This window comes from Sphingomonas aquatilis (genome assembly GCF_014196115.1).
In the GTDB taxonomy this organism is placed as follows: domain Bacteria; phylum Pseudomonadota; class Alphaproteobacteria; order Sphingomonadales; family Sphingomonadaceae; genus Sphingomonas; species Sphingomonas aquatilis.
On the sequence record NZ_JACIDB010000001.1, the window covers coordinates 1,122,813 to 1,136,297 of the forward strand.

General features: G+C 63.9%; 16 protein-coding genes. 9 read left to right on the plus strand and 7 right to left on the minus strand.

Annotated features, from left to right (window positions below):
- Positions 1 to 81: 81 nt before the first annotated feature.
- The 4 genes from GGR47_RS05225 to GGR47_RS05240 are packed head-to-tail and all read right to left on the minus strand — an operon-like array spanning position 82 to position 7,029.
- A complete protein-coding gene (locus GGR47_RS05225) occupies positions 82 to 5,043 on the minus strand; it encodes a thermonuclease family protein (protein WP_147035456.1) in 4,962 nt (1,653 codons plus the stop codon).
- A complete protein-coding gene (locus GGR47_RS05230) occupies positions 5,040 to 6,014 on the minus strand; it encodes a hypothetical protein (protein ID WP_183949446.1) in 975 nt (324 codons plus the stop codon). The genes GGR47_RS05225 and GGR47_RS05230 overlap by 4 nt, the downstream gene beginning before the upstream one ends.
- Before the next feature lie 53 nt (positions 6,015 to 6,067).
- Positions 6,068 to 6,874, minus strand: coding sequence for a hypothetical protein (locus GGR47_RS05235; RefSeq protein WP_147035453.1), 807 nt, complete (start codon positions 6,872 to 6,874; stop codon positions 6,068 to 6,070).
- 14 nt (positions 6,875 to 6,888) lie between these two features.
- A complete protein-coding gene (locus tag GGR47_RS05240) occupies positions 6,889 to 7,029 on the minus strand; it encodes a ribbon-helix-helix protein, CopG family (protein ID WP_147035451.1) in 141 nt (46 codons plus the stop codon).
- 152 nt (positions 7,030 to 7,181) lie between these two features.
- Between GGR47_RS05240 and GGR47_RS05245 the strand changes: the two genes are divergently transcribed.
- The 9 genes from GGR47_RS05245 (at position 7,182) to GGR47_RS05285 (ending at position 10,981) form a co-directional block, all read left to right on the plus strand.
- A complete protein-coding gene (locus tag GGR47_RS05245; RefSeq protein ID WP_147035449.1) occupies positions 7,182 to 7,631 on the plus strand; it encodes a hypothetical protein in 450 nt (149 codons plus the stop codon).
- Between the two features lie 390 nt (positions 7,632 to 8,021).
- Positions 8,022 to 8,417, plus strand: coding sequence for a hypothetical protein (locus GGR47_RS05250; protein ID WP_147035447.1), 396 nt, complete (start codon positions 8,022 to 8,024; stop codon positions 8,415 to 8,417).
- 4 nt (positions 8,418 to 8,421) lie between these two features.
- Positions 8,422 to 8,787, plus strand: coding sequence for a hypothetical protein (locus tag GGR47_RS05255; protein WP_147035446.1), 366 nt, complete (start codon positions 8,422 to 8,424; stop codon positions 8,785 to 8,787).
- Between the two features lies 1 nt (position 8,788).
- Complete coding sequence (locus GGR47_RS05260) at positions 8,789 to 9,493, plus strand: hypothetical protein (protein ID WP_147035445.1); 705 nt, start codon at positions 8,789 to 8,791, stop codon at positions 9,491 to 9,493.
- Positions 9,494 to 9,495: 2 nt separating this feature from the next.
- Entirely contained in the window at positions 9,496 to 9,915 is a 420-nt protein-coding gene (locus tag GGR47_RS05265; RefSeq protein WP_147035444.1) for a hypothetical protein, read from the plus strand.
- 1 nt (position 9,916) lies between these two features.
- Positions 9,917 to 10,180 carry a hypothetical protein gene (locus GGR47_RS05270; RefSeq protein ID WP_147035442.1) on the plus strand — a complete coding sequence of 88 codons (264 nt, stop codon included), beginning with the start codon at positions 9,917 to 9,919 and terminating at the stop codon, positions 10,178 to 10,180.
- Positions 10,181 to 10,184: 4 nt separating this feature from the next.
- On the plus strand, positions 10,185 to 10,448 hold the full coding sequence (locus GGR47_RS05275) for a S24/S26 family peptidase (protein ID WP_147035440.1): 264 nt from the start codon (positions 10,185 to 10,187) through the stop codon (positions 10,446 to 10,448).
- Complete coding sequence (locus GGR47_RS05280; protein ID WP_147035438.1) at positions 10,449 to 10,676, plus strand: hypothetical protein; 228 nt, start codon at positions 10,449 to 10,451, stop codon at positions 10,674 to 10,676.
- Positions 10,673 to 10,981 (plus strand): hypothetical protein, encoded by a 309-nt coding sequence (locus tag GGR47_RS05285; RefSeq protein WP_147035436.1) that lies wholly within the window; start codon positions 10,673 to 10,675, stop codon positions 10,979 to 10,981. Before GGR47_RS05280 ends, GGR47_RS05285 begins: the two co-directional genes overlap by 4 nt.
- A gap of 229 nt (positions 10,982 to 11,210) precedes the next feature.
- Here GGR47_RS05285 and GGR47_RS05290 read toward each other — a convergent pair whose 3' ends face one another.
- From GGR47_RS05290 to GGR47_RS05300, 3 genes are all read right to left on the minus strand, one after another.
- Positions 11,211 to 11,714 (minus strand): hypothetical protein, encoded by a 504-nt coding sequence (locus GGR47_RS05290; protein WP_147035435.1) that lies wholly within the window; start codon positions 11,712 to 11,714, stop codon positions 11,211 to 11,213.
- Positions 11,715 to 11,779: 65 nt separating this feature from the next.
- The gene (locus GGR47_RS05295; protein WP_147035433.1) at positions 11,780 to 12,100 is read right to left on the minus strand and encodes a hypothetical protein; all 321 of its coding nucleotides are present in this window, start codon (positions 12,098 to 12,100) and stop codon (positions 11,780 to 11,782) included.
- 967 nt (positions 12,101 to 13,067) lie between these two features.
- Positions 13,068 to 13,319 carry a helix-turn-helix domain-containing protein gene (locus GGR47_RS05300; protein WP_147035431.1) on the minus strand — a complete coding sequence of 84 codons (252 nt, stop codon included), beginning with the start codon at positions 13,317 to 13,319 and terminating at the stop codon, positions 13,068 to 13,070.
- Between the last annotated feature and the right edge of the window lie 166 nt (positions 13,320 to 13,485).

A 13,485-nucleotide genomic window follows, 5' to 3' on the forward strand; every position in this document is an offset into this window, starting at 1 on the left:
CGGCGGGGCAAAGCACCCTCGCGATACCCACCAGATCGCGGTTGCTCCGTGATTGATCGGAGTGTCCGCCGCAGCACCTGATTACCGCGCTGGCTTGAATTCCGCCCAAGGATCAGCCGAGCGTGCCGCGGGAAAGCCCGAGAACATCATGCCGCCCATGATCCGGCGCTTGGCTTCCATCCGCGCATTCTTCATCACCGTACCGACCGCGTTCTGTTGCCCCTCACGATCCTTCGCCCGCCACGAGGGCGACGACACCAGCGCATCAAGCCGAGGCTTGGCCAGTTCGCCGACCGCGGCTTGCAGGCTATCGTACTGCTCGGGCGTCCACTTCTTGTATTTGCCACCATCCTTGTACGTCTTGGCTGGCATCGACATGGTGGCGCCAGCATCGACCAGCGCGGCAATCGTCGGGTCCCCGCGATCCTGCCCGGTGTAGACCGGGGAGATAATATCCGGCCCAATCGCGTCCTGCGCCTCCATCGGGCGCCCGAACACGTCACGCCGCGGATAAAGGCCGGTCGACACGCCGGGGATGCGCGAACGGATGCGATCCATAGGCCCGCGTGCCTCACGCATCAGCGGGTCTGTCTCACGGGCCACCTGCGCCACGAGGGCGGGCACTGCGATTGCGCCAGCCGTCCGCGACACGAAGTTGTCCATGTATCGGCCAGGGTCGTTCACCGCTTCCAGCGCCGAGCTGAGGCCCGACAGCCAGGTCTTGGACGTGAGATTGTTTGCGATGGCGGCGAGAACCAACGTCCCCGACCGCTCTTGCTGCGCGTCCGTCATGTGTGAGCGCAGATCGACCAGATCCGCGACGGTGCCGATCGTCGTGGAGAACGGATCAAGCCGGGCGTAGCTGTAGTACCGGTCCCCGATCTTGAGGCTGTAGGGCTGCCAACCGTTAGCCTCCAAGAGCCGGCGCGCGCTGCGATCGGCCGGCCCACCGCCCGTGATATGCCCAGCAAGCGCCATTTCGTAGATGGCCGCACCAACACCGGTGCCGACGACGGCCCGCGTGATCGCCATGTCACGACGCGCGCCGCCGGCCGCATATTCCTTGCGCCACGACTTCATTGCCAAGGCCGCGGGCGAGCGTTCGGCCGCGAACTTCAGGAGGTTCATGGGGGTGCGGATGAACGGCAGGAGCAGCTTGGCGAGCGGCTGGCCCTGCGTCGCTGCCGACAGCCCGGCCGAGAAGCTGCCATGCCGCAACGGCGTCTGGAACGTCAGATAGCGGGCATAGTCCATCGACCGCTGCAACAGCTCGTCGGTCGGGTTCAGAACCAGATCGGCTGCACGATCGCGCGCCGCCTGCCCCTTCAAGCCCTCATTGACGGCCTGCCGCATCGCGAGGCCGTTCAACTCCATGCGGCTCGCAATGCCTTTAAATAGCTCGTCTTCCGCCGTCAGCAGCCGCGTAGGCGTGCGAATGATGCGCCCAGCCCGTCCACCGATCGCGGACATTTGCGACTCGACCTTTGTTACCGCGTCGGCAGCATCGCCGGTCAGGAAGGACCGCGCAGCCGCGGCCATGCCTTCCCGGGCGCCCGACACCATGCCGGCAGCGCGCGTGCCAAGCTCCGAAAATAGCACGCGGTCCGTTTCAGCCTGCCCCGGCAGAGCCTTGCGAACGGCGCCAATTCCTGCGGCAACGGCGTGTTCGGGGATCTGTGCGAGCGAGGTGAGCGTGTTCGACAGGATGTTGACGGCATGGGTCTGCGGCCCGGACAGCAGGCTATTGATGTAAAGCTCAATAGCCTTGTCCCGCCACTTCGGCAGGAGGGAGCGCAAGGCAAATTGGTTGATGCCGGCCGGCGTGGTCCCGACCTTCTCCAGATCAACAATGCGCTCGGCCACGTCCTTCATGCGGGCCGTTCCACCCAGCGTCTCCCCAAGCGAGGACAGCACCTGCGACACGTCGCGGCTGTCGGCCGTCATGCGGAACTGTTGCAACAGCCGTCCTGCTTCGGCCGTCATGCCGGCTACCTGCTCTTGGATCGCGGCATGCCGCAGCCATGCACCCCGGAAAGCCGCCTCCAGCTCGTCGCCTGGGGTTTGAACCCGCGCCATGCGCTTGGCCATGTTGACCAGATCGGACGCCGAACGGGCCAGCAACTGGCGAGCGGCAAGCGCTTCCTCCGCGTTGAAAGCCTGCCCCTTGCGGCGCTTCAACAGATCGTCAGCCGTCATGCCAAGGTCTTCAGCGAGGCTCTTGGTTTCGGCCTGTGTGATGCGACCGCGGCGCGCGGCATCGAAGCCGCCGGCGATGCGATCGGTCTGCGCGAGTGCCCGCTTTATCGCCTGCGGACTGTCGAGCTTATCCAGGCGGATATTGCCAGCGAGGTTCGGCGCGTTCTCGCCCCATTCCTCATAGGCCCGCACAGGCGCTGCGTCCTCGTTGGGCGCGCGCACGGGGGCATACCGCCCCGCCTCGATCCGTGCCGCCTCGTCCACGCCATCAACCGTGTTCGCCGGCAGCGGCAGCATGTCACGTGACGTCACGCCTTCCGCCTGGGCAATGCGCTCAGCGCTGGCACCTGTTTGTGCGGCAGGGGTGAATTCGGCCCATTCGTCGGCGACCGGACCAGTCAGCGACGGCGACGGAGTTTCGTTCGCCATGGCCTGCGCTGGTCGGCCAACGTTGAGATAGTCGACGGGCGCGCCGCGGCGCGCAGCGAGCGGGTCCAACGAAGGCAAGGGAGCAACACCGCCATTGCGTGGAGCGACTTGGCCCACGTCGATCCAGTCAGGGTTTCGCGGACCCGGCGGCTGCATGAGCTTGCCAATGGAAAGGCGGTCGACAATCTCCGTTTGCTCGGGATCAAGCGCGATGACAACGCGATGCCGCGGACCATCCTTGTTGACCCGCCCACCGCCGATATGAGTGATGCCGTCGTGTCCGAGTGATCGAACCAGCGCGTCCATCGTCTCGCGGCCTTCGCTTGCCGTCACACCCTCAGACGACAGGATGTCTTCCACCTCCCGGAACATCTGCTCATTTGTGGCGCCCTGCGGCAGATCATCGAAGTACCGGCTGCCGTAGTCACCGACCACCCGTTTCGCGACTGCTTCCCACGTCTCGCGATCAGCCGCCTTGTCCATATCGAGCGGGTTCTTCACCGCCTGCCGCACCGCATATAGCGTGCGATCAGCAGCAGTTTCCTGCGCCGCCTTGCTCAGCCCCTTGCCGGTGTATTGAGAGGCTATGTCCGCACTATCGGTCAGGTACGTACCAGCGCCAAAGAGGCCGTAACCACCGCGCCCGTAGGGATCAAATTCCTGAATGTCAGGACGCGGCGACCCGTGGAGCATAATCGGCGGCAGCCCGTCGCCTTCCTGCCTGCGCCAGCCACGCTGCGCAGCCCACTCCGCAGCTTCGGCCTGCACGTCCGCGAGGGTGCGAGCAGGGGGAGCCGAACGGATGGGTGCGGCAGTGTTGATCGAGGGCGCAGAGGTGGACGGCTGCGTGCGATACCGAGGCGGCATTGTCAGAAAATCGGGCTGACGAGCTGCCGTGTCGGGCGCAGTGAAGGGCGCAGGTTGAATATCCAGCACGTCACGCGGGCGAGGAAGATCGTTGGACGCGCGGCTCTTGGCACTGTCAATCGCCCCGTCTGCCAAGTCCTGCGCGGCCTGTTCGCCGTCACGCCCAGCCAGTCGGCTAAACGGCCTGCCAATCAGACGGCCTACAGCAGGGGCAAGAGCGCCCGCCGCCGTCCCCAGCGCCAGACCAGCCGGCGCGCCGATCAATGCGCCCTGAAACCGCCCCCGCGCGTCCTCACCCTGTCCGACGCCGGCTAGACCGCCCTCGATCGCACCAGCGACACCGAGACGGCGGACCACTGCCTGCCGCGCCGCCTGCTCTGCGGCATAGCGCGTGCCCCCATTGCGCAGAACTTCCGCCGCCGCGCGATAGCCCAATCCCTCAACAGACGCGCCGGGGGTGATAAGGCCACCGGCTAACTGCCCACCAAAGCGGGCATAGGGATGGTTCGCGTCGTCATAAGCGAGGATACTGCGGTTCTGATCGAGGTTGTTGGCGAGAATGTCACCAAAGCGCCGGTCGGACGACCACACGTTTTCGCGGGCGTTCGGCACGACCGTATCCACCACCGCGCCCATCTCATCCAGCATGTTGATAGGATCGGCCACACCGCGCAGGAACGACCCCGTAGCGCCGTCCTTGTTGTCGGTGAGGACGCGCGGCGCATCCTTGTAGCTGACCACGTTGCCCGCGCCGCCGGCCTTCGCGCGGCGGGCGTAGAGCTTGCGCGTCTCGCCTTCATCGATCTGAAAGCCGTTCGCCTTCGCATAGGCCAACAGATCCTCAGGCTTGGACGCCATGTTCTGAAAGATTGCCGCGTAGCCCTGTGCAATCTCAGGGCGCAGCCCCTGAAACGGCATCGGCTCATCGTTGAACACGGCGACTGCATCACCGGCCTGTCCCGTCTCAGGCTTGGCCCACGGGTCCGGCGTCTTGTGCCGATAGCTTGCGGGCTGCTGGAATGCTGTTTGCCAGGCGCCCTTGCCATTCAGGCGCGCGAAGCGCTCGGCTTCCATGTACGCGCTCAGACGGTTGGGATCGCCCTTCAGGAACGACGGGGTAGCGACGGCCAACCCCTGCCGTAGCAATCCGTCCGCAGCGTCGCCGCCCCGTTCGAGAGACGCCACCGGCCGGCCATAAGTCGCGGCGCCGGTGGGCGTGACGACCGCCCCCGGCTGGAGGTAGGGCAACAGGCTGGTGCGCGCCATCTGCCCCAACTGCACCGCGGTGCCATCGCGAGCGCGGCCAGTCTGCGCCAGCTCGAACGCATCGGCGCCGTACAATCGCGCGTTCTGTCCATTGGTCAGCGCGAATGTGTCACCATCATGCGCCTGCCCGGTCGGCACCAGTGTTGCCCCGGCCGCCGCATAGTCTGGCTTCCGGCGCTTACCGGGAGCGGGTTTGAATTCGCCCCACGGGTCCGCGGGCGCAACCATCGGTGCGGTGCGGGTAGACGGCGCCGGCTGAAATTCGCTCCACGGATCATCGATCAACGGACCATCTCCCGCCCGTCAGGAGTGCGGAACCGCGTCCCAGGGGGCAGCGCGCGCGCTTCCGCTGGCGTGCGGACTGTCGGCATGCTTCCACCGCCCGAACGACCGCCGCCGCCGCCGCGATGGCCACCACGGCCAGCCTGATAGGTCGACAGCGCCTGTTGTTCGCCAGCCGACAGCGGCTGCCCCTGCGCCATCTTGGCAAGGATCGGCGCGACGACACCGCCCATGGTCGAGGGCGCACGGGGGCCGGCCGAGGCGCGAGGGCGAGGCGGTGCGGGGTGCGCCTGAAGATAAGTTGGCGTGCCGCGGAGTTGCAGGCGATTGTCCTGCCGAACGCCTTCAAGCCCCAGCTTGGCCTTTTGCGCTGTCGGGCCGCTGCCTCGCAGGACGTAATCCTGTACGGCATTGTCGTAACCCGCATCGCCGGGGTTCAGGCCGAGCGTCGAGGCATAGGTTTGATAGTCTTCCGGCGCGTCGTAGACGACCTCAGACTGTCCCGTCGTCGGATCATAGCGCACCCGATCGTTGCCGGCGTTGAAGAACTGCGGCTTGTTGAGCATCGCATCGCGGTCTTCAATCTGCCACTGGCGATCCTGCTGGCGCAATTGATCTTGACGCACCGCTTCATCCTGAGCCCGTTGGCGGGAGAGGCGGTTTTGGATGGTCGCCATCGCAAACGGGTTCCCCTGGCTCGCCGAGTAGCGCAGGGCAAATTCGCCGACCCCCCCTAGGATTTTCTCGCCTAGCCCTCCATGCTTGAAAAATCCCGGCTTCTGCACCGTCGCGTTCGTCAGGTCGGGGTTGATTGCCGTTAGGTCGGGTGGAGGCATGGCGAGGCTACGATCCGCGGCGCCGATGGTGTCCGCCCTTGGGACGGGAGCAGCCCCTTCGAACCCTCGAAACATCATGCCCGGCATCTGACTGCGCATCAGGGCAGGATTATTCTCGGTGCCGTCGTCCGGAACCACGGGGTTAATGCCGCCAAGGAGACGCCGGTTGAGCGGAGACGAACTAGCAAACATCAGGCGTGACCTTCCGGGTTGATGACGCTCAGGACTTCAGGAATGTCGGCCGCGATCAACGCGACCTCAGGCCGAGACAGTGACGCGATGAGGTTGGCCAGCGGGGGCCATGCGTCGGCAATGCCCTCGTTGCAGAGCGTGAGAAGCAGGCCGACACTCTCATTCGCTGCCCAGCACGCGCGGAAGCGGCTACCTCCGTCGCGCAGTTCGTATTCGCGGCGCAGCAGGACCACGCCTGCGAGACGCATCCGCATAAGGGGATCGCCCGAGAAACTGCCGATGCGCGCGAACTGCTCGGCTTTCACCAGCGCCTCAAGCCGGCCGTCCCCATCGGCGACGCTGCGTAGATTGTTCTCGCTCATACTCGCCAGGGCGTTGAGATCCCCGCGCGCCGCGTCGGCAAAGTTTGCAAGGATGTTCGTGCGCAATTCGGTTTGCGCCCGGTCTTCCTCCCACACCGGCCCGACGCCCATAGCGTCGAGTTGGTCAGCCGCCTCTACGTCGCCAGCATCGGCCAGACCGCGCAGCCAGTGCGCCGCCTCCATACGGAAAAACGGGTTAGTACAGCCCCGCATCGCGCGATAATCGGCACGGGCGATGAGGATACCCGCGAGCCTCCGACGATCCTGAGCGTCGCCGATCGAGGCGGCAAGGTAGGCGTAGCACTCTGCCGCGGTGAGGCTTTCCAGGCGGGACACCTCGCCGGCCAAGCCCAACTCCAAGGCCTGCTCGCGGAGCGCCCGGTACGCTTCGACCGATCCACAGACCGCGGCGCGATAGTGTTCGACGCTCGGGTCTTCCATCATGGGAGCCGCTTCCATCACGACGCCCTCACGTCGTTGCGGACGAGGTGCCGCATGTATTCCGGCACGCTCATGCGCTCGCGGCGCGCTTTGGCAGCCACCGACGCCGCCAGGGCAGAGTTAAGACGAAAGTCTATGCGCGCGTCATGCACCAACATGATGGCCTTCCTATGAGGACGCGGCGCCCGACAAAGAGGACGCGAAGCAGACGCAACCCCCCTGACCGAGAAGAGCCGCGGCGTTGCAAATGTCGTGATGTGGATTCATGGCCTGCCAGTCTCCGAGGTTGGAAACGGCTTCTGCAAGGCAGATGGGCCAGTTGATCTTAAGCTACTGCCGTACCGCCAAATGTCAATATGACTATTGGCAAATGTCCCTACAGGCCGAGCGCTATGGCACAGCGATTCGATCGTCCACAGCGGGGAACGTCAGGCTGGCGTTTGCACTGATACGGAAAGTGCGGCAGGCTTGCGCCATGGCACGCGCTACTTCGCTCCTTCTACTCGTACCGATCGCCCTTGTGCTGGCAGGATGCGGGCGGCAATCGGACGAGCCGCAAGGGGATGCGAACAGCGCGGAAGTCGCGACGCCCGATCCCGCGAAGAATACGACGACGGAAGCCATGTGCGGCGACCCCAAAGAACGGGCGGACGCAATCAGTCGCGTGGCGGAAGACCCGAAGGTGCATGACGACCCCGATTACGTCTATGAAGTCGCGTCGGATATTGCAGAGAAGGGCTGCCCCAAGCCGAACCGCTAACTTTTAAGGCGGACTCCGACGCCAGCCGATCCCTTGCCGTCTTTTACCGTCGCGCCCGCAGAGATGAATTCGACGCCCCCGCGCTCCAGTGCGCCCCGCATATTTGCGATGCTATCGGCTTGCACGGTCTGGCCAGACTCGAAACGCGCCACCGTCGCGTAACCAATGGATGCTTCGCGCGCGAGGTCCGTAGCGGACCACTTCAGCGCAGCCCGCGCCATCCGGCATTGTTCCGATGTCATGTGATAGAGATTATCTCACAAAAAGGCTTGCTGCAACCCTGCTGCGCTGATAGAGGTTCTATCACCGCTTGAAGCGGTAAGCGACCGAACGAGAGGCTTAGGACCCTCCCGCCCGGTCTGACCACAACCGATCATCTGGAGATCGATCATGGCTACACGCGCCCTTAGCATCATCGTGCCCGATGCTGCCACCCCGGCCGCGCCTATCGCGCTGCTCGCACCCACCAACGACAATCTGCCCTGCTGGACCGCCGACCCGCGCGCCAAGCGCCTGCTCGCGTCCTGCGCTGCCTCCATGCCCCAGGGCGAATGGAAGCGCGCCTACCATGCCTACGGCTACGGGACGGCGTTCCGCTATGTCGGCTACCGCGCCGAGGCGCTGGAAGCGATCCGCACCGCTTTCGGTCAACAGGTTCTCGACGCCTACCACAGCCACGGGGACGCAGCTTACCCGCTCTTCAGCGCGTGGTGCCGGTCTGTGAGCGTTACCGACGCGATCGACGCCGCCGCCGAGACAGCCCTTGCCGCGCAGATGGAGGGCTGATCCGATGGGCACCAACACCACCCGCCGCGCCCTTCTTGGAGGCGCCGGCTTGGCTGGCGTCGCACTGATCGCGCCCGCCGCTGCCCTGCTCCCTGCCGCCGATCGTCACGGAGCATGGCTTGCCGAACGCGCCCGTCTGATGGCCTACGCAAACAGCATCGATTGCGAGAGCAAGGCGTTCGATAGCGCCTGCCTCGCGATGGGTAGTCTTGAACGCCGCATCATGCACACGCCCGCCGCCAATGTCGCAGAGGCAAAAGCGAAGCTGCGCCTTGCTACCGTGCTGGATGCTGAAGGCTCGCAGCTCACGGGCGACGAAGCCGCAGAGATCATGGTGGATATTGCCCCATTCCTCGCAGGGGAGCGCTGACATGACCACATCTACCACCCGCCGCTCCCTCCTACGTCTCGGCACTGGCGCGCTCGCCTACGGTGCCGGCGCTGCTGCCGTCGCCGGTGGCCTTGCCCTCGCTGGCGAAGCAAAGGGCGCCGAGCCGCTGACGGTCAGTCCGGCGTTGTCAGGCCTATTGGACCAGTACGCGAAGGCCGATGCCGTCTTGTGCCAGTGGTACAAGGACGTCTGGAACCCCGCGGTCGAAGAAAATCGAACCGCACAAGAGGCAATTCCTCACACCCGAATTTCGGTGCCGGGCTATCGCAACGTGCTGGACGAGGACACGCCACCGTACACTTTCGATACGGCAAACCCCTACGCGGTGTCTCGCGCCAAGAGCATCATGTCGACGCCCACCGACCTCCAAACCGCTGATCCCCGGTGGCAAGAAACGCGCCGCGCGGCTCGACGCCTGACTATCGCCAACCGGTGGCGGGAGCGGAAGCTGGCTCGCATCGATCGCGCATTCGAGGCGCGCGGCCTTCAGCAGCAGGAAGACAAGCTGTGGGTTCCGATCCACGCCGCCACAGACGCCATCATCGCGTTCCCGGTTGCGCACGTCCTCGACCTCAACGCTAAGTTGGCTCACATGGAACAGGTCGGGACGTGTGAAAGCGACCCCGATGAATACCAGCGCATCATTCGCGATGACGTTCGGCGCCTCTCCGGCGGGGAGGCGTAAGCATGGCCCGTCTACCGAAAGCCACCCTCGCAGACGGCAAGGTCATTGCCCTACCCACCGCCGCCGCTCGCAAAGTCGACAACTATCGCTTTGCCGAACAGCGCCGCGCAGCTCTTAGCGCTCGCAAAGGCAACCCGTTTGCTGATCGCTACCAGCACCATCAGGAAAGAGAAGCCGATCATCTCGCCGCTGACTTCACAGCAATCCAGCAAACGCCTGCCCTGCTGATTGTCTCTGCAATACTGCGCAGCATGGACAGTGAGGCGGTCACGAAGGTTCTGGAGCAGCTGGCTCCGGGTGCGGTGGCCGGTCGGCCGGCACACTGCCAAGCCGTGACTGCCGTGAAGGTCAACCGGTTGAACTTGGGTCAGCAATTCGACCTGTTGCGCGCGCTCGACCGCCTCAACGCGGAGGGGCGCTGACATGGCCGCTACCATCACCGAGCAGGGACCTAGCGCCCCTGCATTCGATGCCGCCGCATGGTTCGCCGCTTGGTCCGACCATGGCGGGATAGCGATGTTGATGGGGGACCGTCTGTGGATCGGCCGCGCGCCGGTCCTCGACAGGCAGGCCACAGAACGCCTCAACAACCTTCGGGCGCCGATCATCCACCCCGAGGCGCAAAAGGCCCTGACGCGGCTTCTCCGGGCGAATGCCGCTCAATCCGCGCCGGTGATGGAGGGCTGACACAATGGCAACTATTGCACACCCGCAGCAACCCAACCTCCGCGCCTTCATCGTCTATGACCATGTTCCGGCCGGTTTCGCCGCCTATCCTGTGAAAGACGATGCGAACGCGCCCTATCTCTGTGCCGGCGATGTGGCGATTATCGATCCCAGCGACCGCGAGCCTGCACCGGGCGAACTATTCGTCATCGACTGGCAGAGTGGAGCTTCCGCCATCGTGGAGACGTGGAGCCAGAACATGAAAGTCGGTTGCGGACTGGCGGGCTAGATGATCGACACGGTTTGCTGGAAGGTCGCCCGGGCGAACCGCGCTCGATCGGCGGATGACGTGCTGCGCCGCCTGCGAGCCGGTCAGCCCGTGGGTTGGGTCGACGGCCCCTATCCAACCGAGGGGCCGCACGCAGGCGCGCTCAACCGCAAGCTGCGTGGAAAGATCGTCGGCATCCTTCAAGCCGCCGACGCCGAACCGCTACGCCAGATCGGGAAGGCGGCATGATGGCAAGCCGTCCCATATCCCCCGAGCAGATGCTAGCCGCGATCCCCAGCCTGCCGCGCCCGATGCTCGCCCGCCTTGTCGACCAGATGATTGACCGCCTGGACGAAATGGACGGCGATGCCGACGACGAGGATAACGGCGACGCCGAGCACATAGACGAGCGCGAGCCAGACGAGGAGTGTGGACTAGTCGCCGGCTTACCCATTCCATCAGCACTTGACCGGCAAACTGCTGACTCGATCCCCGCGGGCTGGCGCTTGTCGATCAGCACACGAACGGCATTGCTGGAGATTATGCGGGGCTGACAGGCGCAGCTTGCGGTTCGTCTGCGACCATTCCTTGACCGTCAGGGCGCGATTCAAATCATGCATGGAGTTGGCTCCGTAAAAAGAGCCGACTCCAATACGCATATTTGACTCGTCGTCATCAAGCGAATTGCTCGGGTAAAAGCAACGCGCGCGCGCGAGCGCGGCTTAGATCGCCGAACTTTCTTAGGTCATCGCCGACTGTGCCGGACGACTGTTCTCCGCCGGCTTAGCGCGGCCAGCCTTCGACCGACGTTCGGATGTACGGGAGCGGTGGCACCGGATCGGGCAAGCGCAACTTATTCGCGCCGCGATAGGTGTGGACGGTCGCCTCTTCAAACATCTGATGAGCAACATCGGCGAGGTAGATGGCCCAAGCGAGAAGGGCCGGCAGATCGATCGCGAAGGCGAGGCGATCGTTTCGGAGGTTTAGCACCGCCAGCCCCTTCGCCGTCACCGACAGGTAGCCATGCACCAGCGCGTGCCGATCGGGCTCCAGATCAGGCATGGCAGACTCGACCCGCTGTAATTGAACGTCGGCCCGGCTGCCGTCGACAGGGATAAGCTTGCGCAGGGCCTTCAGCTTGCCTGAGGTCGTCGCGCTATAGACCTTGTCAGACCGCATCTCTTTCCCGGCTTCTAACGCCTTGTGGAACCATAGCTTTGCCAGCACCGTCTCCGCCGCGCCCCAGGCGACGACGATCCTGCCTATCGTCTGGTACATCTCGGCCACACGCGGCCCATCGGCTAGGGATAGGTGATAAAAACGGGCATACGGATCATCGCCATTCACAGCATTCACCGCAGCGGCCGTCCATTGCGCTTAAGCGGGACCACGCCCCCGCCGGCACCGAGCAGTTTGTCGCGCTCAATCACGGCCTTCTCGCCATACACGGATCGTAGGTAAGCATCAGGTAGCCTACAGGTGCCAACCTCGATTAACCCCTCGCAAGCCTTCATAAACTCGCGGTGCCGACGATCTTGAATGCTCTTGCTCAAACCTTGCTCGACAGACTCCCAGTAGCGCTGCTGACGATAGACAATTTCATTCGAGGCATTGCTCATCATGCACTGGCGAATGATTCGCTCGGTCTTCGTCAGCTTGGGCTTTGCGGTCATGAAGGGAGAATGCTGTGCGGCTTGCTTTAGCGCAAGGCGGTTACGGTTTACGCTAGCGAAGAGAGCCGTAGGCTAATGGCATCAGTCGGCTCTTTCAAAGGGACTGACCCATTTGCATTTGACGAGGATCGTTTGAATCACGGTAGGCGTTTGTCGCACCTGCGACGTATGCACTAATCCCCCGATCCGGGGAAAATGAACCGACGAAAAGCGTCGGAACCAGCCGGCTCAGACTTTTTCGGAAAACGCCAATAAATGCCACGGAGGGTTTCCGCCCGTTCTGGCGCTAGGATGGTCCAGCTTTGGGCCATAGTCGCGACATGGCTCAAATTTGCGCCATGGTGGCGCGAACTGACTGCCGACGAATTTCGTACGCAGTCGGCCGGGGACGCTTCACCCTCCGCCTTCGGACGAATAGCGTACGAAGGGCGTTCAAATTCCGGACACCCTTGGTTTGCCGCACAGCGCAGCGAACCGACACTCTAACTTAAACTTAGGGTATCCGTATGACACGGACACCAGCGGCTCGATCTTACCAAGGATCAGCGGGGCCATACCCGGCGCACCAAAGCGGGGGAGCGGGAAACGCGCGCCCTCCGCGAACCACGTCCAGTCCTGTAAACCCCCTCTATTTTACTGAGCGTCCGCTACTCGCTTGCTACTTCAGCAAACCTCGCACCCCGACAAATCCCGACTTTCCGATGGTTCGACGCTCCGTAAATCGCCCGTATTTTATTGGCACCTGCACGGTGTTCCGCCGGTGTATCAGCACCACGGCCGGCTTGGTTTCCCGCAGGTTATAAAAACCGGACGCCGCCAAGGGTGCGTATCGGGCGCCCCCCTTTTTTACCGTGCCGCAGAACAACGGGCGCCCCGCCGCATATACATCACGCGCGCGCAGGCGTGTTACGCTCCGTAAATTACGGCCCTCCCGCAGCGGCAGGGATTGCCATCATGGCAATACCCCTCAGTCCGGCCACCGCTCCTGCGCGATCCGCGCTGCCCGCTCCATCAGCGCCGGGTCTAGCTCGATCGCCGCCACCAGCACTTTGAACGCCTTGGACGGCTTGGCCCGCGCCTGCTCCTGATCCTTCACCATGCCGAACGTCAGACCGAAGCGTGCGGCGAAGGCAGGTTGCTCGATCCGCAGCCGGCGAAAGCGAAGCCGGAACAGGTCACGGGCGACCCCCTGTTTCCCAAAGTCAGAATCGAACACCATCAGAACCTCCCCCAGCTTGCTGCCGCCAGACCTATTGTCGCTATTGTCCCTATTGTCAGGGCCTCCGTAGGTCCGTCCCAATCCCCCGATATATATAAATAAATACCCTTTTTTAGGGTATGTCGCGAGGGCCGAGGCAGGGAGAGATTGAGCGCGCGACCCCGTG

Coding starts and splice junctions, on each gene's coding strand:
- GGR47_RS05235 (WP_147035453.1), bottom strand. CDS start 6,874: ATGATGGAAGACCCGAGCGTCGAACACTATCGCGCCGCGGTCTGTGGA.
- GGR47_RS05240 (WP_147035451.1), bottom strand. CDS start 7,029: ATGTTGGTGCATGACGCGCGCATAGACTTTCGTCTTAACTCTGCCCTG.
- GGR47_RS05245 (WP_147035449.1), top strand. CDS start 7,182: ATGGGCCAGTTGATCTTAAGCTACTGCCGTACCGCCAAATGTCAATAT.
- GGR47_RS05250 (WP_147035447.1), top strand. CDS start 8,022: ATGGCTACACGCGCCCTTAGCATCATCGTGCCCGATGCTGCCACCCCG.
- GGR47_RS05255 (WP_147035446.1), top strand. CDS start 8,422: ATGGGCACCAACACCACCCGCCGCGCCCTTCTTGGAGGCGCCGGCTTG.
- GGR47_RS05260 (WP_147035445.1), top strand. CDS start 8,789: ATGACCACATCTACCACCCGCCGCTCCCTCCTACGTCTCGGCACTGGC.
- GGR47_RS05265 (WP_147035444.1), top strand. CDS start 9,496: ATGGCCCGTCTACCGAAAGCCACCCTCGCAGACGGCAAGGTCATTGCC.
- GGR47_RS05270 (WP_147035442.1), top strand. CDS start 9,917: ATGGCCGCTACCATCACCGAGCAGGGACCTAGCGCCCCTGCATTCGAT.
- GGR47_RS05275 (WP_147035440.1), top strand. CDS start 10,185: ATGGCAACTATTGCACACCCGCAGCAACCCAACCTCCGCGCCTTCATC.
- GGR47_RS05280 (WP_147035438.1), top strand. CDS start 10,449: ATGATCGACACGGTTTGCTGGAAGGTCGCCCGGGCGAACCGCGCTCGA.
- GGR47_RS05285 (WP_147035436.1), top strand. CDS start 10,673: ATGATGGCAAGCCGTCCCATATCCCCCGAGCAGATGCTAGCCGCGATC.
- GGR47_RS05295 (WP_147035433.1), bottom strand. CDS start 12,100: ATGACCGCAAAGCCCAAGCTGACGAAGACCGAGCGAATCATTCGCCAG.
- GGR47_RS05300 (WP_147035431.1), bottom strand. CDS start 13,319: ATGGTGTTCGATTCTGACTTTGGGAAACAGGGGGTCGCCCGTGACCTG.